The 20640-nt window shown below is 73.3% G+C and carries 17 protein-coding genes; 6 read left to right on the top strand and 11 right to left on the bottom strand.

All coding sequences use genetic code 11. From position 1 onward, the window contains the following. Nucleotides 1–66: 66 nt before the first annotated feature. Nucleotides 67–507: an ATP-binding protein gene (locus tag ACZ6ZI_RS08470; protein WP_469517920.1), complete on the bottom strand. Its 441-nt coding sequence runs from the start codon at nt 505–507 to the stop codon at nt 67–69. Between the two features lie 116 nt (nt 508–623). Next, the gene (gene bldG, locus ACZ6ZI_RS08475) at nt 624–965 is read right to left on the bottom strand and encodes an anti-sigma factor antagonist BldG (RefSeq protein ID WP_042812494.1); all 342 of its coding nucleotides are present in this window, start codon (nt 963–965) and stop codon (nt 624–626) included. An 82-nt stretch (nt 966–1047) separates the two neighbouring features. Between bldG and ACZ6ZI_RS08480 the strand changes: the two genes are divergently transcribed. Further along, the gene (locus ACZ6ZI_RS08480; protein ID WP_469517923.1) at nt 1048–3522 is read left to right on the top strand and encodes a DEAD/DEAH box helicase; all 2475 of its coding nucleotides are present in this window, start codon (nt 1048–1050) and stop codon (nt 3520–3522) included. 18 nt (nt 3523–3540) lie between these two features. On the opposite strand, the gene ACZ6ZI_RS08485 is transcribed toward ACZ6ZI_RS08480, so the two are convergent. The 7 genes from ACZ6ZI_RS08485 to ssd form a co-directional block, all read right to left on the bottom strand. Beyond that, the gene (locus tag ACZ6ZI_RS08485; RefSeq protein WP_469517925.1) at nt 3541–4068 is read right to left on the bottom strand and encodes an Rv3654c family TadE-like protein; all 528 of its coding nucleotides are present in this window, start codon (nt 4066–4068) and stop codon (nt 3541–3543) included. After that, nucleotides 4065–4457 carry a TadE family type IV pilus minor pilin gene (locus ACZ6ZI_RS08490; protein WP_469517928.1) on the bottom strand — a complete coding sequence of 131 codons (393 nt, stop codon included), beginning with the start codon at nt 4455–4457 and terminating at the stop codon, nt 4065–4067. Before ACZ6ZI_RS08490 ends, ACZ6ZI_RS08485 begins: the two co-directional genes overlap by 4 nt. After that, on the bottom strand, nt 4444–4641 hold the full coding sequence (locus ACZ6ZI_RS08495; protein ID WP_363057203.1) for a DUF4244 domain-containing protein: 198 nt from the start codon (nt 4639–4641) through the stop codon (nt 4444–4446). Before ACZ6ZI_RS08495 ends, ACZ6ZI_RS08490 begins: the two co-directional genes overlap by 14 nt. A 179-nt stretch (nt 4642–4820) precedes the next feature. Next, nucleotides 4821–5588 (bottom strand): type II secretion system F family protein, encoded by a 768-nt coding sequence (locus ACZ6ZI_RS08500; RefSeq protein WP_469517930.1) that lies wholly within the window; start codon nt 5586–5588, stop codon nt 4821–4823. Nucleotides 5589–5593: 5 nt separating this feature from the next. Continuing rightward, nucleotides 5594–6478, bottom strand: a complete 885-nt coding sequence (locus tag ACZ6ZI_RS08505; RefSeq protein WP_469517933.1) for a type II secretion system F family protein — start codon at nt 6476–6478, stop codon at nt 5594–5596. Next, nucleotides 6475–7623 (bottom strand): TadA family conjugal transfer-associated ATPase, encoded by a 1149-nt coding sequence (locus tag ACZ6ZI_RS08510; protein ID WP_469517935.1) that lies wholly within the window; start codon nt 7621–7623, stop codon nt 6475–6477. The genes ACZ6ZI_RS08505 and ACZ6ZI_RS08510 overlap by 4 nt, the downstream gene beginning before the upstream one ends. After that, nucleotides 7620–8774, bottom strand: a complete 1155-nt coding sequence (gene ssd / locus ACZ6ZI_RS08515; RefSeq protein ID WP_469518643.1) for a septum site-determining protein Ssd — start codon at nt 8772–8774, stop codon at nt 7620–7622. The genes ACZ6ZI_RS08510 and ssd overlap by 4 nt, the downstream gene beginning before the upstream one ends. A 491-nt stretch (nt 8775–9265) precedes the next feature. Between ssd and ACZ6ZI_RS08520 the strand changes: the two genes are divergently transcribed. Continuing rightward, entirely contained in the window at nt 9266–10135 is an 870-nt protein-coding gene (locus tag ACZ6ZI_RS08520; protein WP_363057195.1) for an HAD family hydrolase, read from the top strand. Nucleotides 10136–10630: 495 nt separating this feature from the next. Here ACZ6ZI_RS08520 and ACZ6ZI_RS08525 read toward each other — a convergent pair whose 3' ends face one another. Beyond that, nucleotides 10631–11452 (bottom strand): Fic family protein, encoded by an 822-nt coding sequence (locus tag ACZ6ZI_RS08525; protein WP_469517937.1) that lies wholly within the window; start codon nt 11450–11452, stop codon nt 10631–10633. A 109-nt stretch (nt 11453–11561) separates the two neighbouring features. On the opposite strand from ACZ6ZI_RS08525, the gene ACZ6ZI_RS08530 reads away from it, so the two are divergent. After that, nucleotides 11562–12572: an ATP-binding protein gene (locus ACZ6ZI_RS08530; protein ID WP_363057191.1), complete on the top strand. Its 1011-nt coding sequence runs from the start codon at nt 11562–11564 to the stop codon at nt 12570–12572. Here ACZ6ZI_RS08530 and ACZ6ZI_RS08535 read toward each other — a convergent pair. Then, on the bottom strand, nt 12529–13824 hold the full coding sequence (locus ACZ6ZI_RS08535; RefSeq protein ID WP_469517939.1) for a polysaccharide deacetylase family protein: 1296 nt from the start codon (nt 13822–13824) through the stop codon (nt 12529–12531). The genes ACZ6ZI_RS08530 and ACZ6ZI_RS08535 overlap by 44 nt on opposite strands. A 231-nt stretch (nt 13825–14055) precedes the next feature. Between ACZ6ZI_RS08535 and ACZ6ZI_RS08540 the strand changes: the two genes are divergently transcribed. The 3 genes from ACZ6ZI_RS08540 (at nt 14056) to nhaA (ending at nt 20639) form a co-directional block, all read left to right on the top strand. Beyond that, entirely contained in the window at nt 14056–16680 is a 2625-nt protein-coding gene (locus ACZ6ZI_RS08540) for a SulP family inorganic anion transporter (RefSeq protein WP_469517941.1), read from the top strand. Between the two features lie 280 nt (nt 16681–16960). Further along, nucleotides 16961–18916 carry an acetate--CoA ligase gene (gene acs / locus ACZ6ZI_RS08545; RefSeq protein ID WP_469517943.1) on the top strand — a complete coding sequence of 652 codons (1956 nt, stop codon included), beginning with the start codon at nt 16961–16963 and terminating at the stop codon, nt 18914–18916. A 295-nt stretch (nt 18917–19211) separates the two neighbouring features. After that, nucleotides 19212–20639, top strand: a complete 1428-nt coding sequence (nhaA, locus tag ACZ6ZI_RS08550) for a Na+/H+ antiporter NhaA (protein ID WP_469517946.1) — start codon at nt 19212–19214, stop codon at nt 20637–20639. Nucleotide 20640 lies beyond the last annotated feature (1 nt).

Raw genomic sequence — 20640 nt, forward strand, 5'->3', positions numbered from 1 at the left:
CGGGGCGCTCGCCGTCCGCCGCGCGGGGGCGGAGCCACGGCGCGCCGGCCCGTGGGGCCGGAGCGGCTAGGAAAGGTCCACGTGGCCGGAGATCGGCCAGCTCATGCGGATCGTCCCGCCCGCCTCCCCGGTGGTCACGGCGACGTCGTCGACGAGGCCGCTGATGACCGCGAGACCCATCTCGTCCTCGCCGTCGATGTCCGGGTCGAGGACGGCCGCGATGCCGGGCACGGTGGCGGACGAACCGCCGGCCGGTCCGGGGACCTCGTCGCCGACCTCGATGGAGAACGACTTCTCCTCCTCGGTCAGCACGACCCGGACGGGCGCGGTCAGCCCGTTGCTGCGGTGCAGTCCGACGGCACGCGAGCAGGCCTCACCGACGGCGAGGCGGACCTCGTCGAGGACGGCCTCCTCCACACCCGCCCTGCGCGCCACGGCGGCCGCGACGAGGCGGGCCGTCCTGACGTGTTCGGGCTGGGCGCTGAAGCGCAGTTCAACGGTGGCCATGTGCGTCCCCCTCGGACTACGGGCGTGCCTTGACAGGGGTCCGGACCGAACACGGCCCGCGACCCCCGTTCCTCGTCGGCGCCGGCGACCGCCGGGGAGGCGGCCGCCGGAAGCCGTCAGTCGGTGGCGTTGACGGCGTCGTCCACACTCGTGTGGATCGGGAACACCTTGGTCAGACCGGTGATGCGGAAGATCTTCAGGATGCGCTCCTGGTTGCAGACCAGACGCAGCGAGCCCTCGTGCGCGCGAACGCGCTTGAGGCCTCCCACGAGCACACCGAGGCCGGTGGAGTCGAGGAAGTCCACTCGCTCCATGTCGACAACCAGGTGGTAGCTGCCGTCGTTCACCAACTCCACCAACTGCTCGCGCAGCTTGGGCGCGGTATACACATCAATCTCGCCACCGACCTCTACGACCGTGCGGTCGCCGACAGTGCGAGTCGACAGGGACAGGTCCACGGATCCTCCAGCACCTTGCTATCGAGCGGCGCCCCCCAGGGGCCTCCCCACCCGAAGGTAAGGGGAGGGATCGGCTGCCGCGATGGCATTCAATCACTTACCGGCAGGCGCGCACGACGCCTTGGGCCCATTGTCCCGCACGCCGGTGACACACTCGGTTCCAATGGCCAACACTCACGGCCCCGGTCCGGCCACGGCACCGGAGCACCCTCGACCCACCCCCGGCACGGTTCTGGACCGTCTGTCACGGGGGCCTTCCCGGGCTGCGCGCATCACCCATACGGAGCACTTGCCCCCTCGGGCGGGTCGTCATGCAGTGTGGCCGGACCGCATTCGAACGGATGTCGTGGCGGCGATCCAGGCCGCCGGCATCGAACATCCGTGGGAGCACCAGGCCACGGCCGCCGAGCACGCCCTCGACGGCGAATCCGTGGTGATCGCCACAGGAACCGCCTCCGGGAAGTCCCTGGCCTACCTCGCGCCCGTGCTCTCCGCCCTCGTGGACGGGGCGGGGGCTCCGGGCGGGCGCGGGGCGACCGCCCTGTACCTGGCCCCCACCAAGGCTCTGGCCGCCGACCAGCGGCGGGCCGTGCGGGAACTGGCCGCGCCCCTGGGGAACGCCGTACGCCCGGCCGTGTACGACGGCGACACCCCCTTCGAGGAGCGGGAATGGGTGCGCCAGTACGCCAACCTGGTGCTGACCAACCCCGACATGCTGCACCGCGGGATCCTGCCCTCCCACCCGCGCTGGGCCTCCTTCCTGAAGGCCCTGCGGTACGTCGTCGTGGACGAGTGCCACACCTACCGGGGGGTCTTCGGCTCGCACGTCGCCCAGGTCCTGCGCAGGCTGCGGCGGCTGTGCGCCCGCTACGGCTCCGAACCGGTCTTCCTGCTGGCCTCCGCCACCGCCAGTGACCCGGCGGCCGCCGCGTCCCGGCTGACGGGCGTGCCGGTCGTGGAGGTCGCCGACGACGCCTCCCCGCGCGGCGAGGTGGTCTTCGCCCTCTGGGAGCCGCCGCTGACCGACCTGAAGGGCGAGAAGGGCGCCCCCGTACGCCGCACGGCCACCGCGGAGACCGCCGACCTGCTGACCGACCTGGTCGTCCAGGGCGTCCGCACCGTGGCCTTCGTACGGTCGCGGCGCGGCGCGGAACTGATCGCCGTGATCGCTCAGGAGCGGCTCGCGGAGGTCGACCGGTCCCTGCCCCGGCGGGTCGCCGCCTACCGGGGCGGATACCTGCCCGAGGAGCGGCGCGCCCTGGAGCGGGCCCTGCACTCCGGGGACCTGCTCGGACTCGCCGCCACCACGGCCCTGGAGCTGGGCGTGGACGTCTCCGGGCTGGACGCCGTACTGATCACCGGGTACCCGGGCACGCGGGCCTCCCTGTGGCAGCAGGCGGGCCGCGCCGGCCGCTCGGGACAGGGCGCCCTCGCGGTGCTGGTGGCCCGTGACGACCCCCTCGACACCTACCTGGTCCACCACCCCGAGGCCCTGTTCCGGCGGCCCGTGGAGGCCACCGTGCTGGACCCGGACAACCCGTACGTCCTGGCCCCGCACCTGTGCGCCGCCGCGGCCGAGCTGCCGCTGACCGAGGCCGACCTGGACCTCTTCGGCCCGGCCGCACACGGCCTCCTGCCGCAGCTGGAGGCGGCGAGACTGCTGCGCCGGCGGACCGCGGCCTGGCACTGGACCCGCCGCGAGCGGGCCTGCGACCTCACCGACATCCGGGGCGGCGGGGGCCGCCCCGTGCAGATCGTGGAGGCCGCCACAGGCCGGCTGCTGGGCACGGTCGACGAGGCCGCCTCCCACTCCGCCGTCCACGACGGGGCCGTCCACCTGCACCAGGGCCGCACCTACCTGGTGAAGCACCTGGACCTGGAGGACTCCGTGGCGCTGGTCGAGGAGTCCTCCCCGCCCTTCTCCACCACCGCCCGCGACACCACCTCCATCGCGATCCTGGAGACCGAGACCGAGATCCCCTGGGGCTCGGCCCGGCTCTGCTACGGCTCCGTCGAGGTCACCAACCAGGTCGTCTCCTACCTCCGGCGGAAACTGATCACCGGGGAGGTGCTCGGCGAGGCCAAACTGGACCTCCCGCCGCGCACCCTGCGCACCCGGGCCGTGTGGTGGACGGTCACCGAGGACCAGCTCGACGAGGCCAGGATCACACCGGAGATCCTCGGCGGCGCCCTCCACGCCGCCGAACACGCCTCGATCGGGCTGCTCCCGCTGTTCGCGACCTGCGACCGCTGGGACATCGGCGGGGTCTCCGTCCCCCTGCACCCGGACACCCTCCTGCCGACGGTGTTCGTCTACGACGGCCACCCGGGCGGCGCCGGCTTCGCCGAGCGGGCCTTCCACACGGCCCGGGCCTGGCTGACGGCCACCCGGGACGCCATCGCCGCCTGCGAGTGCGAGGCCGGCTGCCCGTCCTGCATCCAGTCCCCCAAGTGCGGCAACGGCAACGACCCCCTGCACAAGCGCGGCGCCGTCCGCCTCCTCACCCGCCTCCTGGCCGACCCGCCGACCACCCCGCGCCCGCCCCCGACCCCCTGACCACGCACCCGGAGCCCGTCAGGGCGGACCCGCCGGACCGGGCACCCCCGAACGGGGGCCGACCGGGCCGGCGCCCGGGACGGCGGAACCGACCGGGGCCCGCGGAAACCGACCCGACCGGGACGGGCCTGCGGAGGCGGAAGCGAGCGGGACGGGGACCGCGGAGGGGGGCGCCCCGGACCGGGCCGGTCGGATGAGGGTCGGTGCCGGCTCCGGCGCGAGGGGCGGGCCCGCCCGGGCCCGGACGGTCGGGGCGAAGGGACCCGCCCGGACCCGGGCCGAGACCTCGACGACCTCGCCCCCGACCCGGCACCCGACCACCACCACCCCCTGCGCCCCGGCGACCCGCGAGGCCGCCGCACAGGCCGGCTCGGGGCCACGGGCCCAGGTCAGCGCCGCCGCGAGGGCCGCCAGATCGGCCGCCGCGCCCGCCCGGTGCCGCGCGACGACGGCCTGCCCCAGCAGCAGCACGCCCCCGAAGACGGCCCCCAGCACGGTCACCGCCACCGTGGCCCACACCGTCGCCGACCCCCGGTCCCGGCTCACGGCGGCGCCCCCGCCCCGTCGGCTCCCACGCTGTCCTCCGCCAGGGCCGCCGCCCCCGCCCCGAGCCGGACGGGCAGTCCGCGCGGCCCCGGCGCGGGCGCGGACACCCGGACCCGCCACAGGTCCCCCGTACGCTCCACCTCCACCTCCGCGCCCGGCGGTGCGGCCGAGGCGGCCACCCGTACCGCCGCCTCCACCGGTTCCGACCGGGCCACGGCCCGCGCGCCCGCCCGGGCCGCGTCCACGCACCGGATCTGCGCGGCCGCGGCCATCAACGCCCACACCAGCAGCGCCGCGAACAACACCAGTGCCGGAATGACCACGGCCGCCTCCGCCGTCACATAACCGCGGTCCCCGGAGATTGCCGACTTCCGCTCAGAAGGGCACATCGAGCGCCTTCCCGATGGTCGACTGGAGCGCCGCCGAAACCACGTCGCTCGTCACCACCTTGTACAGAACGGCGGCGAACGCACAGGCCGCGATCGTGCCCATGGCGTATTCCGAAGTGGACATTCCCGCGTCCGCCCGCCGACCGCTCAGCAGGGCGCGCAGCCGATTCCGGACGATCCTCATGACAACCTCCTGTGGGATTAAGTTCTTGATGTGATGTCGGTTTGTGATCCCTACCGATCGACGGATACGTCCAGACGGATCTTCGCCGGCTTCCGCACCCCGTTCCCCCCGCCGTTCCGTTCGCCATTTCCGCCCCTCTCCCCACTCCGATTCCGTCACGTCGCCTTTCCGTCGGCCCGTCAGCCGCCCTTCAGCAGCCCGGAGGCCATTCCGATCACCACCGGGGCCACTCCCACCGCGAGGAACGCGGGGAGGAAGCACAGCCCGACCGGAGCGGTCACGAGCACCGCCGCCCGCCCCGCCCTCGCGGACGCCCGACGGGCGCGTTCCGCCCGCAGGGCCGCCGCCAGGCGGGACACCGGTTCCGCGGCGGGCGCCCCGCTGCGCGCGGCCCGCTCCAGGCACTCCGCCAGCTCCCGGGCGTCGGGGAGCCGCGCCAATCTCCCCCAGGCCGCTCCCGGTTCGCCGCCGAGGCGCACCTCGGCGCCGGCGAGCGCCAGGGACTCCCCCACCGGGCCGCCCAGGGACTCCCCCACGACCTCGGCCGCCTCCACCGGCCCCGCCCCGGCCGCCAGGCAGGCGGCGAGCAGGTCCGCGGCGTAGGGCAACTGCCGCTCCGCCTCGCGGTGGTCGACCGCCTCGGCGGGCCGCGACCGGGCGAGGAGGCGTCGTACGAGGAACGCCGCCCCGCATCCCGCCAGGACCCCCACCACCCCGCCGACCAGCACCCAGCCCGCGACCAGCGCCCCGACCGGCGCGGCCCACCCGCGGAGCGCCGCCCGGTGCCGGAGCCCCGCGGCGGGCCGCTGCCGGACCGGAGCAGCGGGGAACAGGCCCGCGAGCCTGCGCCGCCTCGCCCGGCGCCCCAGCCCGGCCGCCACCGCCCACACCGGGCACCACACCGCCGCCGCGAGGCACAGCACCGTCCCCACCCTGTGGATCGTCATGGCCGTCACCGCTCCCCCGTCCGGACGATCCGGCGGCACCACAGCAGCCCGAGCGCCTCCAGCACCCCGCCCGCCAGCAGGCAGCCCCACCCGACGGGCGTGTGCAGCAGCACCCGCAGCGGATCCGCCCCGAGCCCGGTGCCGATCAGCAGGCCCACCAGCGGCAGCAGGGCGAGGACCACCGTCGTGGAGCGGGCTCCGGCCAACTGGGCCCGCAGCGAATCCAGGCGGTCCCGCTCGGCCCGCAGCGCGCCCTCCAGCCGGTCCAGCCCGGCGGCCAGACCCGCACCCCCGTCCACGGAGACGCGCCAGCAGGCGGCCATCGCGGCCAGCCCCTCGGCCCCCGGCTCCCGGGACGCCTGGCGCAGCGCCTCGGCGACCTCTCCGCCGAAGGCGGCCGCGGCCAGGACTCCCGTCTCGGCCGGGCCGAGACCTCCGGGCCCGGCGGCGGCGCGCCGCACGGCCACGGTCAGGGCCCGGCCGGGCTGGGCACCCGCCCGCAACTCGCCGACCACCGCCCCGCACAGCGCCACCACCGCGGCGGCCCGCCCGGCGCGCTCCCGCTCCCCGCGCCGGGCGTGGAGCCCGCCCCGGACCAGGGGGACGGCGGCCGCTCCCAGCAGCAGCGGGATCGGGGAACCACCGGCCACGGCGACCACCAGCCCGACACCGAGGGCGGCCCACTCCGGCCACCGCGCGGCCCGGACCCGCAGGGCCGACACGAGCCGCGGCCCGAGCGGGGGAGGGCCGCCCTCCAGGGGCCCGGCGCCCGCGAGGACCACCCGGACCCGGCGGGAGGCGCCCCCTCCGCCCGCGAAGGTCCAGGCCGCCGCCCCCGCGCACAGCACCCCGGCGAACACCGGCACCGACCCGAGGGACCCCGCGTTCACCGGACACCTCCCAGCAGCGGCCCGAGCCGGGCCCAGCCCCGCTCGCGCACGAATCCGCGGGCGCCCCAGCACAGCGCGGGTACGGTCACCACCAGCCCGGCCGGGTCCCGGTCCAGGACGTGCACCTCGGCGACCCGGCGCCGGCCGGCCCGGTCCCGGACCAGGTGCACCACCAGGTCCAGCGCGGCCGCCAACTGGCTGTGCAGGGCGGCCCGGTCGAGTCCTGCCGCGGTGCCGAGAGCCTCCAGTCGGGCCGGCACGTGCGCCGCGGCGTTGGCGTGCACGGTGCCGCAGCCCCCTTCGTGACCGGTGTTCAGGGCGGCCAGGAGGTCCGCGACTTCGGGCCCGCGCACCTCACCGACCACGAGCCGGTCCGGCCTCATCCGCAGGGCCTGGCGGACCAGGTCGGCCAGGGTGACCAGGCCGGCGCCCTCCTGGTTCGCGGGCCGGGTCTCCAACCGCACCACGTGCGGATGGTCGGGGCGCAGTTCCGCCGAGTCCTCGGCCAGCACGATCCGTTCCCCGGGCCCGACGAGCCCCAACAGCGCGCTGAGGAGGGTGGTCTTGCCCGTCCCGGTGCCGCCGGAGACGAGGAAGGACAGTCGGGCCTCGACCATGTCGCGCAGGAGCCTCTGCCCGCCCGGGGGCAGGGTTCCGGCGGCGACCAGCTCGTCCAGGGTGAAGGCCTTGGGCCGCACCACCCGCAGGGACAGGCACGCGGACCCGACGGCGACGGGCGGGAGCACGGCGTGCAGCCGGGTGCCGTCCGGCAGGCGCGCGTCCACCCACGGCCTGGCGTCGTCCAGGCGCCGCCCGGCGACGGCGGCCAGCCGCTGGGCCAGCCGGCGCACGGCCTCGGCGTCGGCGAAGGTCACGGCGGTGAGTTCCAGTCCGCCGCCCCGGTCCACCCACACCCGGTCGGGGGCGGCCACGAGGACGTCGGTGACCTCGGGGTCGCGGAGCAGCGGCTCCAGCGGGCCCGCGCCGACCAGTTCGGACCGCAGTTGCGCGGCCACCCCGAGGACCTCGGCGTCACCGAGGAGTCGGCCCTGTTCGCGCAGCGCGGCCGCGACCCGGGCCGGGGTCGGCTCGGCGCCGCTCTCGGCGAGCCGCCGACGCACCGCGTCCAGCAGCACCGCGCTCATGCCGACACCCCCCGGTCGGGGCCGAGGGCCCGCTGCCAGAAGCCGTCACAGAACCGGGCCAGCGCGCCCCGGGCGCCCGGGGGTTCCCCTTCTGCCACCCTCCCGGGCAGCCCCACCTCGACGGGCACCTGACCGGCCAGCGGCGCCCCGAGCAGTCGGGCCACCGCCTCCGGGTCGAGGCCGTCGCGGCAGCGGCCCCGTACGACGACGCGGATGTCGCGGGCCACCGGGTGGACCCCGGCGGCGACCCTGCCCGCCGCGGCCACCGACCGCAGTTCGCCCGGCACCACCATCAGGACGAGGTCCAGCTGGGCCACCATCTCGGCCACGGCCTCGTCGATCCGGCGGGGGAGGTCGACCACGACGACCCCTCCGCGTCGGCGGGCGGCGGCCACGACCGACCTCGTCGCGGCGGGTGGCACCACCACCCGCTCGCCCCGGTCCCAGCTCAGTACGCGCAGCGCGTGCAGTTCGGGCAGGGACTCCTCCAGGGCCCGGGCGGCGACCCTGCCGCGCGAGGCGGCGAAGTCCGGCCAGCGCGAGCCTTCCGCGCCCTCGCCGCCGAGCAGGACGTCCACGCCTCCGCCCAGGGGGTCGCCGTCGACGAGGACGGTGCGCCGGCCGCCGCGGGCGGCGCGCAGGGCGAGGGCGCAGGCGAGGGTCGAGGCCCCCGCCCCGCCGCTGCCGCCGATCACCCCGACGGAGAGGGCGGGTTGGCCGGCGCCCTCCACCACGTCGGCGATGCGGTCGACGAGGCGGTTCTCGGCTTCGGGCAGGCGCAGCACCTCCTCGGCGCCGATCTCCACCGCGCGCTGCCAGATCCCGGGGTCGCCGAGGTCCCGGCCGACGAGGAGGACCCCGTCCCTGCGGGGCGCCCCGCCCACCCGGCGGGCGGCGTCGTGCCCGACGAGGACGAGGGGAGCGGACTCCCAGCCGACGCCCCCGACGCCATCGACACCCCCGACCCTCCCGATGCCCCCGGCTCCGCTTTGCTCCGGCACCGCGTGGTGCACATGCGCTTCGGCGCCCGCCGCGGCACACAGGCGCAACAGGTCGTCCAACAACAGCGGGTCCTCGGTGATGATCAGCGGCCGCCCGCCGGCGGGGAGGACCCCGCCCGTACGGCCCGCCACCCCGCTCGCGCCCTCCACCACGGGCACCGGCGCTTCACACGACTTCGATCCGGCCACGGTCTCCGCCCCCTTCTCACAACAAATCCACGAACCGCGGACTTCGCGGCCGGAATCACCGTGGACCGATCCGGAAAAAGAAGTGGATCTTGCTCCAAAACTGTGGACGAGAACACCGATGTGAATAACTCCGCCACCCCATCAGGTGAGTTCCGGAGCGCTCCGGAACAACTACGCAGAGTGACGAGTTTGGGGAGTGAAGGCCTGCGCCGGATGGGCCGAACGAGAGCGGAGGGCCACAGGAATGATCACTGAAGGCCGGGCATCGAGGACGCGAACCGCGTCCGGACATGCGACGACCCCCGCCGGGGGGGAGAGCGGGGGTCGTCCCCACGGTCCGACTCGGGGGGGGAGGAGCCAGACCGGGTTAGCACGGTCGCGAACGATCCGTGACTTCCATGGTGTACCCGAGAGCCTTCTCAGGCAAACCCACGCGCCACACCTTACGCCGAATGGTGGGCGCATATGCTCGGGTCGTGGAAAATCAGCCCTTGCCGCACTCCTTGCCTCGGACCGCAGCCTTCTTCGACCTGGACAAGACGGTCATTGCGAAGTCCAGCACTCTGACGTTCAGCAAGTCCTTCTACCAGGGTGGCCTGATCAACCGGCGGGCCGTGCTGCGCACCGCGTACACGCAGTTCATCTTCCTGGCCGGCGGCGCCGACCACGACCAGATGGAGCGGATGCGGGAGTACCTGTCCGCCCTCTGCAAGGGGTGGAACGTGCAGCAAGTCCGGGAGATCGTCGCGGAAGCCCTGCACGACCTGATCGACCCGATCATCTACGACGAGGCCGCGTCGCTCATCGAGGCCCACCACACCGCCGGGCGTGACGTGGTCATCGTGTCGACCTCCGGCGCCGAAGTCGTCGAGCCCATCGGCGAGATGCTCGGCGCGGACCGGGTCGTCGCCACCCGCATGGTGGTCGGCGACGACGGCTGCTTCACCGGCGAGATCGAGTACTACGCCTACGGACCCACGAAGGCGGAGGCCGTGCGCGAGCTGGCCCGCTCCGAGGGGTACGACCTCGCGCGGTGCTACGCGTACAGCGACTCGATCACCGACGTGCCGATGCTGGAGGCGGTCGGACATCCGCACGCGGTCAACCCCGACCGGGCGCTGCGCCGCGAGGCCGTCGCCCGCGAGTGGCCGGTGCTGGTGTTCGACAAGCCGGTGCGACTGAAGCAGCGACTGCCCGGCCTGTCCATGACGGCGCGCCCCGCGCTGGTCGCCGCCGTCGCGGTCGGCGCGGCCGCCGCCACCGCAGGACTGGTCTGGTACGCCAGCCGCCGCCGGTCCGGCCTCGCCGGCGTCTCCGCCTGACCCGGCCCGCCCCCGTAGCCCACCCCCGCGGTCGGGTGCCCGCGTCGCCCGGGAGCACCCGACCCCCGTCGGCGGCCCGCCCCACCTGGGCGGACAAGGGCTGTCCGGATCGCCCCACCTCGCCCCGGAAAGTAAAGATCTGCGGCCAGGGGTTTCGCTCCACCCGGAAGCGGAGTACAAAGGAGTCAACGGCCCGCGAGACCAAAGAACATCCGAGAGGATCATCTTTAAAACGCAGTAAGGCCCACGGACCGAAGCATGAACGCCGAGCACCCACGCGACGTCGACCCGTCGATTACGGGCCAGCCGCACCAGGTAACCGGGCAAAGCTCCCGACCTGATGGGCAACTATCGAGGACGCTTGGTAACTGGGCGCGAATGCCAGCGGCGACACCAGAGCGGTACGGGTGTCGCCGCAACCCGTGTCCGGGACCCGCGGTTCGCCGGACGACGTGCGACGCACGGCACCCGGCGCACGCCCCGCCGACCGCCCCCCTACGCCGCGCCGCGCTGGAGCGCCTCGCAGACCGCGGTCGACTCCCGCACCCCCAGCTCGACGGCCCGACCGCAGTGCGCGATCCACGCCGCCATGCCCTCCGGGGTGCCGGAGACGTATCCCTCGAAGGCCTCCAGGTAGGCCCGCTCCCCCTGCTCCGCGTGACCCACCTCCGCCGGGCAGATCGCCTTCGGGTCGAGACCGCTGTTGATGAGCACGATCCGCTCGGCGGCCCGCGCGACCAGGCCGTTGTACGAGCCGAACGGGCGCAGCGCCAGCAGTTCGCCGTGCACCACCGCTCCCGTGATCAGGGCCGGACCGGATCCGCCCGCGATGATCAGCCGGGACAGGCCGTCGAGCCGACCCGCGACCTCGTCGGCGCTCGGCAGCGGCAGCCCGACCAGGGGCTCGTCCACCGGCTCGCCCGCCAGGCGCGGCCGGCCCACCACGTCACCCGCCTCCGTCGAACCGCACGCCACCAGGTGCAGCCGCGCGAGGACCCGCAGCGGCGACTGGCGCCAGATGCTCAGCAGCTGACCGGCCTCCGCCGTCAGCCGCAGCGCGGCGCCCACCGTACGGGCCTCGACCTCCGCTCCGAAGTCGGTGCGGCGCCGCACCTCCTCGAGCGCCCAGTCGGCCCCCGACAGGGCCGCGCTCCCGCGGGCGGCGCGCAGGGCGGCCTCCGAGGCGATCTCCCCGCTGCGCCGGCGCATGACGCGGTGCCCGTAGACCCGGTCCACCGCCTTGCGTACGGAATCCACGGACTCGGCGACGCCCGGGAGTGCGCCCAGGGGCGCCAGGGGGTCAGAAGCGCTACTCATAGGTAGGGAGCCTAATCACTGCCCACCCATAGCACCGACCCCTCCTTGGAGTGGTCTTCTTCACTCACCCCGACCACTCCCCGCTGTCATGCGGCTACGCTTGGTGAACATGAAGATCGCTTTCGTGGGAAAGGGCGGCAGCGGCAAGACGACCCTGTCCTCCCTCTTCATCCGCCACCTCGCAGCCAATGAAGCCCCCGTCGTCGCGGTGGACGCCGACATCAACCAGCACCTCGGGGCCGCCCTCGGGCTCGGCGAGGACGAGGCCGCCGCGCTGCCCGCACTGGGCGCGCACCTGCCCCTGATCAAGGACTACCTGCGCGGGTCCAACCCGCGCATCGAGTCCGGCGACGCCATGATCAAGACCACCCCGCCCGGCGCCGGCTCGCGGCTGTTGCGGGTCACCGAGGACAACCCGGTCTACGAGGCGTGCGCGCGCACCCTGCTCCTCGACGGGGACCCGGTGCGCCTCATGGCGACCGGCCCCTTCACGGAGGCCGACCTGGGCGTGGCCTGCTACCACTCGAAGGTCGGCGCGGTGGAGCTGTGCCTGAACCACCTGGTCGACGGTCCCGACGAGTACGTCGTCGTCGACATGACGGCCGGGTCCGACTCCTTCGCCTCGGGCATGTTCACCCGCTTCGACATGACCTTCCTGGTGGCCGAGCCGACCCGCAAGGGCGTGTCCGTCTACCGCCAGTACAAGGAGTACGCCCGGGACTTCGGGGTGGCGCTCCGCGTGGTCGGAAACAAGGTGCAGGGCCCGGAGGACATCGAGTTCCTCCAGGACGAGGTGGGCGACGACCTGCTGGTCACGTTCGGCCATTCGGACTGGGTGCGGGCCATGGAGAAGGGGCGGCCCGCGGCCTTCGAGCTGCTGGAGGCGACCAACCGGCTCGCGCTCCAGGCCCTCCAGGACGCCGCCGAGGACTCCTACGCCGATCGCGACTGGGCCAGGTACACGCGGCAGATGGTCCACTTCCACCTGCGCAACGCCGAGAGCTGGGGCAACGCCAAGACCGGGGTCGACCTGGCGGCGCAGGTCGACCCCGACTTCGTCCTCGACGAGGCCCTGGTCAGCCCTCGTCGCTCTGAGCGCCCGACTCCTCAGCCGGCTTGACCGCCTCACCCGACGGGGCGGCCGGCGGCGCCGGCGGCCCCGCGGTGAGGAACTTCGACCAGCCCTGCTGCGGCGCTTGGCCGACGTCGAGGGTGCGCATCCACTCCAGGACCTTCGGGTCCTGCGCGTCCAGCCAGTCCGCCAGCTCGCGGAAGGGCACGCAGCGGACCTCGGGCTTGGTGCACATGGTCTCGATGGACTCCTCGACGGCGCGCATGTAGGTGCCGCCGTTCCAGGACTCGAAGTGGTTGCCGATGATCAGCGGGGCCCGGTTGCCCTGGTAGGCGCGGTCGAAGGCCTGGCGCAGTCCGTCGCGCATCTGGTCGCCCCAGTACTCGTGCTGGGAGGGGTCGCCCTGGGTGGTAGTCCCGGACTGGTTGACCAGGTAGTTGTAATCCATGCTCAGCGTCTCGAAGGCGCGGCCCGGCAGGGGGACGAGCTGGAGCGGGATGTCCCACAGGCCGTCCGTCTTCTTGGGCCAGATCTGCTTGCTGATGCCGCTGGAGTCGTAGCGGAAGCCCATGTCCTTGGCGGCGAGCATGAAGTTCTTCTGCCCTTCGAGGCAGGGGGTGCGGGCTCCGATGAGCTCCTTGTCGTAGTCGAAGGGGAGCGCTTCGAGGCCCTTCAGGGCCGGGGTGTTCGTCTTCCAGTTCTTGACGAACGACTTGGCCTGGTTGATCTCGCTCTTCCACTCCTCCACCGACCAGGTGCCGACGCCGCCCTCGGGGCCGCAGAAGTGGCCGTTGAAGTGCGTGCCGATCTCGTTGCCCTCCAGCCAGGCCGCGCGGACCTGGGTGGCGGTGTCCTTGATGCCCTGGAGGTCGCCGAAGCCGATGTCGGAGCGGCCGGGCGAGTGCTGCGGCGCGGTGTAGAGGGAACGCTTCTCCTCCGGCAGCATGTAGACGCCGCTGAGGAAGTAGGTCATCCGGGCGTTGTACTTCTTGCCGACCTCGCGGAAGTGCGAGAAGAGCTTCTGGCTGTCCTCGCCCGCCCCGTCCCAGGAGAAGACGACGAACTGGGGCGGCTTCTCGCCGGGTGCCAGCTTCTTCGGCTTCACCACGTGGGGCTGCGGCCCGGTGTACGCGGTCGAGCCGTCGCCGATGGGTCTGTTGACGCTGCCGGGGGCCTCGGGGGCGGCGGCACCCTTGCGTACGGGCGGCTTGGCGGGCCCCGAGGCGCTGCACCCGGCGATGCCCAGCGCCAGGGTCGTGGCGACCAGGCCGCCGGCGATCTTCTTCGTGGCGGCGATCATCCGCACACCTCTCCCTCGCAGTTCCGTGGCAGGACTTCCGGGACGCAACGTCCCACGCGGTCTGCTTTGAAGAAGGTGTGACAAGCCAGAAAAAATACCTAATCACCCACTAGCGGGATCTTCTAGGCCATTTGCCCGTATTACCTTTCATCGCCCTTTACTCTCCATTACCGTTCGTTTACTGAGTGTTGACTCCCGCCCCTTCACCCTTCCCCAGAGGAGCCGGGAACGATGAAAGCCACACCCCCCTCCATCGCCGACGACAGCGACAACGGCGCCGACAGGCGCGGCGACAGCGCGAACGGGAAGGACGGTTCGACCCGGCGTCGGAACTTCCACGCGGACCTGTCCGCCTCCATCGCCGTCTTCCTGATCGCGCTGCCGCTCTCCCTCGGCATCGCCCTCGCCACCGGAGCCCCCCTCCAGGCCGGCCTCGTGGCCGCCGCCGTGGGCGGCATCGTCGCGGGCCGGTTCGGCGGCGCCCCCCTCCAGGTGAGCGGACCCGCCGCCGGACTGACCGTGGTGACCGCCGAGTTGATCCAGCACTACGGATGGCGCACCACCTGCGCCATCACCGTGCTGGCCGGCTGCTGCCAGCTCGGACTGGCCGCCCTGCGCACGGCCCGGTCGGCGCTCATGGTGAGCCCCGCCATCGTGCACGGCATGCTCGCGGGCATCGGCGTGACCATCGCGCTGGCCCAACTGCACATCGTGCTGGGCGGCACCCCGCAGAGTTCCGCCATCGCCAACGTCGCCGGACTGCCCGCGCAGTTGGCCGATCCGCATCCGGTGGCCCTCGGGGTCAGCGCGCTGACGCTGTTCCTCCTGCTGGGCTGGACCCGGGTGCCCGGTCGGGTCGGCCGGGCGCTGCGCAAGGTCCCGGCCGCGCTGGCCGCCGTGGCCGGCGCCACCGCGTTCGCGGCCCTGGCGGGGCTCAGCCTGCCCCGGGTGGACCTGCCGTCCTGGCGCAACCACGCGCTGCCCGAGCTCCCCGAGGGCCCGGTGCTCGGACTGATCGCCGCCGTCCTGACGATCACCCTGGTGGGCAGCGTGGAGTCCCTGCTGTCCTCGGTGGCCACCGACAAGCTGATCGCCTCCGAGCGCCCGACGGACCGCCGTCCCCCGCGCGCCGACCTCGACCGCGAACTGCGCGGGCAGGGCGCGGCGAACATCACCTCCGGGCTGCTGGGCGGACTGCCCATCACGGGCGTGGCCGTCCGCAGCGTGGCCAACGTGAAGTCCGGTGCCACCAGTCGAAATTCGGCCATGATGCACGGATTCTGGGTGGTGCTCGCGGCCGGGCTGCTGGTCCCCCTCCTCGACCTCATCCCGCTCGCGGCCCTGGCCGCGCTGGTGATGGCCGTGGGCATCCAGATGGTCAGCATCACGCACCTGCGGACGGTCACCCGGCACCGCGAGATCCTCGTCTACGCGACGACCATCGTGGCCGTGGTGCTCGGCGGCGTCCTGGAGGGCGTGGCGATCGGCGTGGCGGTGGCCGTCGCCGTGGCCCTGCACCGGCTGGCCCGGACCCGCATCACGCTGGACGTGGTCGACGGGGTCCACCAGGTTCGGGCCCGAGGGCAGTTGACCTTCCTCGCGGTCCCCCGGCTGAGCCGGGTGCTGACCCAGATCCCGCACAAGGGACACGCGGTGGTCGAGCTGGACGGCTCCTTCATGGACCACGCGGCCTACGAGACCCTCCACGACTGGCAGGAGTCCCATCTGGCGCACGGCGGCACGCTGGAGCTCACCGGCCGCTCGGGCACCGCGATCTCGGGGCACGCCCCGGACCGGGACCCCGGCGCACCGCACGACACCGACGCCACCCTCGGGGCCGGCGGGGACGCGTACGCCGCCCCGTCCGGCGGTACGGGAACCCGGCCGGACGGGGCGGCACCGGCCGCCGGGGCGCACCTGTGCTGCCGCCCCTGGACCCCCTGGCAGAACCACTGCGACCACCGGATCGGCGGCGGCTCGGGCCTCCCGGGCAGCCGCGGCGAGACGGAGGGCGGCAGCGCCTCGGGCGGCTCCGACTCCGGCTCCGGCTCCGGCTCCGGCTCCGGCTCCCGTAACGGATCCACCGGAGCGGGATCCGGCTCCGGCGAGGCCGGGGGCGCCGACCCGCCGACCATCCCCGGCGCGGCCGGCGAGGGCGGCGCTCCGGCCGCGGCCCGGCGGCGGCGCGGCGCGGGCCAACTGGCGAGCGGAATCAGCGTCTTCCAGCGCGACACCGCCCCGCACGTGCGCGACGAGCTGGCCCGCCTGGCGCGCGAGGGCCAAAGCCCCTCGCAGCTCTTCCTCACCTGCGCGGACTCCCGTCTGGTGACCAGCATGATCACGGCCAGCGGCCCCGGCGACCTCTTCACCGTCCGCAACGTGGGCAACCTCGTCCCGCTGCCGGGCGCCGAGTCCACCGACGACTCGGTCGCGGCGGCCATCGAGTACGCCGTGGACGTCCTGAAGGTGGACAGCATCACGGTCTGCGGGCACTCGGGCTGCGGCGCCATGCAGGCCCTGCTGAACTCCCACCCGGGCGCCCCGATGACCCCGCTGCGCCGCTGGCTGCGCCACGGCCTGCCCAGCCTGGAGCGGATGGCCAGCCGCCACCACGCGTGGGCCCGCATCTCCGGTCGGCTGCCCGCCGACGCGGTGGAGCAGCTGTGCCTGACCAACGTGGTGCAGCAACTGGAGCACCTGCGGGCCCACGAGTCGGTGGCCCGCCGACTCGCCGAGGGCACGCTGGAACTGCACGGGATGTACTTCCACGTGGGTGAGGCCCAGGCGTACCTGCTGTCCGAGGGAGAGGACTTCTTCGACTGTCGCGTTTTCGACAGCGTCGGCCAGAGCGTCTGACCTACGGGGGGCGTGAACCGATACCCTCCCGTATCCGTGCAAGCCGTCGGCCCCTTCCCGCACCCTGCGGCGGGAAGGGGCCGCTCGTGCGTCGACCCGCCGCGCCACCCGCTGGCGGGTCGCGCGTACGGGCGGTCGAGCACGGACCCAGGGGCACTATAGGTCTAAACCAATTTTCGGCTACCCCTTGTCACCTGGGCGTCTGAACTGATGAGCTATGCCCGGGACACGCAGCTATGCCCCGGGGGACACAACGGACACCCTGGGAAAGGGAGATGTCGTGAGCAATGACAGCCTGGCCAATCTGCTCAAGGAGGAGCGGCGGTTCGCACCGCCCGCCGATCTGGCCGCCGCCGCCAACGTGACCGAGGCGGCGTACGCACGGGCCGACGCGGACCGGCTGGGCTTCTGGGCCGAGCAGGCCCGGCGGCTGACCTGGGAAACGGAGCCGACGGAGACCCTCGACTGGAGCAACCCGCCCTTCGCGAAGTGGTTCGCGGACGGTCGGCTCAACGTCGCCTACAACTGCGTGGACCGCCACGTCGAGGCCGGCAACGGCGACCGCGTCGCCATCCACTTCGAGGGCGAGCCCGGCGACAGCCGCTCGATCACGTACGCGCAGCTCAAGGACGAGGTCTCGCAGGCCGCCAACGCCCTCGCCGAGCTGGGCGTGCGCGCCGGCGACCGGGTCGCGGTCTACCTGCCGATGATCCCCGAGGCCGTCGTGGCGATGCTCGCCTGCGCCCGGGTCGGCGCCGCGCACTCCGTGGTCTTCGGCGGCTTCTCCGCCGACGCCGTCGCCTCCCGCATCCAGGACGCCGACGCCAAGCTGGTGATCACCGCCGACGGCGGCTACCGCCGCGGCAAGCCCAGCGCGCTCAAGCCGGCCATCGACGAGGCCGTCGGCAAGTGCCCGCAGGTCGAGCACGTGCTCGTCGTGCGTCGCACCGGCCAGGACACCGCCTTCACCGAGGGCCGGGACGTGTGGTGGCACGACGTGGTCGGCCGCCAGTCCACCGAGCACACCCCGCAGGCCTTCGACGCCGAGCACCCGCTGTTCATCCTCTACACCTCGGGGACCACGGGCAAGCCGAAGGGCATCCTGCACACCTCGGGCGGCTACCTCACGCAGGCCGCCTACACCCACCACGCGGTCTTCGACCTCAAGCCGGAGAGCGACGTCTACTGGTGCACCGCCGACATCGGCTGGGTGACCGGGCACTCGTACATCGTCTACGGGCCCCTCGCCAACGGCGCCACCCAGGTGATGTACGAGGGCACCCCGGACACCCCGCACCAGGGACGGTTCTGGGAGGTCGTCCAGAAGTACGGCGTCACCATCCTGTACACCGCGCCCACGGCGATCCGGACGTTCATGAAGTGGGGCGACGACATCCCCGCGAAGTTCGACCTGTCGAGCCTGCGGGTGCTGGGCTCGGTCGGCGAGCCGATCAACCCCGAGGCCTGGATCTGGTACCGCAAGCACATCGGCGGTGACCGCTGCCCGATCGTCGACACCTGGTGGCAGACCGAGACCGGCGCGATGATGATCTCCCCGCTGCCGGGCGTGACCGAGACCAAGCCGGGCTCCGCCCAGCGCCCGCTGCCGGGCATCTCCGCCACCGTCGTGGACGACGAGGCGAACGAGGTCCCCGACGGCGGTGGCGGCTACCTCGTCCTGACCGAGCCGTGGCCCTCGATGCTCCGTACGATCTGGGGCGACGACCAGCGGTTCATCGACACCTACTGGTCCCGCTTCGAGGGCAAGTACTTCGCCGGCGACGGGGCGAAGAAGGACGACGACGGGGACATCTGGCTGCTCGGCCGGGTCGACGACGTCATGCTGGTGTCGGGCCACAACATCTCCACCACCGAGGTCGAGTCGGCCCTGGTCTCACACCCCTCCGTCGCCGAGGCGGCCGTGGTGGGCGCGACCGACGAAACCACCGGTCAGGCGATCGTGGCCTTCGTCATCCTGCGCGGCAGCGCCTCCGAGACCGAGGGCCTGGTCGGCGAGCTGCGCAACCACGTGGGCGCCACGCTCGGCCCGATCGCGAAGCCGAAGCGGATCCTGCCGGTGCAGGAGCTGCCGAAGACCCGTTCGGGCAAGATCATGCGCCGTCTGCTGCGCGACGTGGCCGAGAACCGCGCGGTCGGTGACGTCACCACCCTGGCCGACTCCTCGGTCATGGACCTGATCCAGAACAAGCTCCCCAGCGCCTCCGACGAGGACTGACGGACCACGGCCGAGACCCACGGCCAGAGCCGACGGCTGCCGGCTGCCGGCCAGGACTGACGGCTGACGGCTGACGGCTGACGGCTGACGGCTGACGAGGGAGGGCGTCCGGTGCGCAACGCGCCGGACGCCCTCCTCGCATTTAAGCTGAAGATCACCTGATGTGACCGTGCGCACCTCACCCTGTAACCTATACAAAGCGTCAATATTCGATGTTCTTCACTACTCAGGGTGCGCCGGGAAGTCTGGTCGGCAACTGCGTTTGCCGTGCCGTCGACCATCCGGAGGTCCCCCCGTGACCACGCCCCCGTCCCTCCCCGGCCGCAAGCTGCTCGGCCGGCTCTCCCTCCCGGAGCGCCGCTTCGTCGCGGACGCCCTGCGCACCGAGACCGTGGGCGGCGTCCTGCTCCTGCTGGCCGCGATAGCCGCCCTGCTGTGGGCGAACGTCCCCGCCCTCGCGGCCGGCTACGAGAGCGTGCGGAACTTCCACATCGGTCCCTCCGCCCTCGGCCTGGACCTCTCGCTCCAGCACTGGGCGGCCGACGGCCTCCTCGCCGTCTTCTTCTTCGTCGCCGGCATCGAGCTCAAGCGCGAGCTCGTGGCGGGCGACCTGCGCGACCCGAAGGCCGCCGCCCTCCCGGTCATCGCCGCCGTCTGCGGCATGGCCGTACCCGCCCTCGTGTACACCCTGGTCAACGTCCTCGGCGACGGCTCCACGGCCGGCTGGGCCGTCCCGACGGCCACCGACATCGCCTTCGCCCTCGCCGTCCTGGCGGTGATCGGGACCTCGCTGCCCTCCGCGCTGCGCGCCTTCCTGCTGACCCTCGCCGTCGTCGACGACCTCTTCGCCATCCTGATCATCGCGGTGTTCTTCACCAGCGAGCTCGACTTCGCGGCCCTCGGCGGCGCGGTCGCCGGCCTCGTCCTCTTCTGGTTCCTGCTGCGCTCGGGGGTCCGCGGCTGGTACGTCTACGTCCCGCTCGCCCTGGTCATCTGGGGCCTGATGTACAACAGCGGCGTCCACGCCACCATCGCCGGCGTCGCCATGGGCCTGATGCTGCGCTGCACCCGGTCCGAGGGCGAGGCGCACTCCCCCGGCGAGCACATCGAGCACCTGGTCCGGCCGCTCTCCGCCGGGCTGGCGGTCCCCCTCTTCGCCCTCTTCTCCGCCGGCGTCTCGCTCTCCGGCGGGGCGATCGGCCAGGTCTTCACCCGGCCCGAGACCCTGGGCGTGGTCCTCGGCCTGGTCGTCGGCAAGACGGTGGGCATCTTCGGCGGCACCTGGCTCGCCGCCCGCTTCACCCGGGCCGAACTGAACGAGGACCTCGCCTGGCCCGACGTACTGGCCGTGGCCTCCCTCGCGGGCATCGGCTTCACCGTCTCGCTGCTGATCGGCGAACTCGCCTTCGCGGGCGACGCCGTCCTCACCGACGAGGTCAAGGCCGCCGTCCTGTTCGGCTCCCTGATGGCGGCACTGGTCGCCTGCGTCCTGCTGAAGCTGCGCGACCGCCGGTACCGGTCGCTGATCGACGCCGAGGAGCGCGACGACGACCTCGACGGCATCCCCGACATCTACGAGCAGGACAATCCGGAGTTCCACCTCCGGATGGCTCGCATCCACGAGGAGAAGGCGGCGGAACACCGCGCCAGGGCCGCGGCCATGGCCTCGGGGGAGGAATCTTCGGCGGGCGGGTCCAGCACGGGGGCCGGCCGTCCGGCATGAT

The sequence above is a fragment of the Streptomyces sp. NPDC103540 genome, assembly GCF_055584445.1.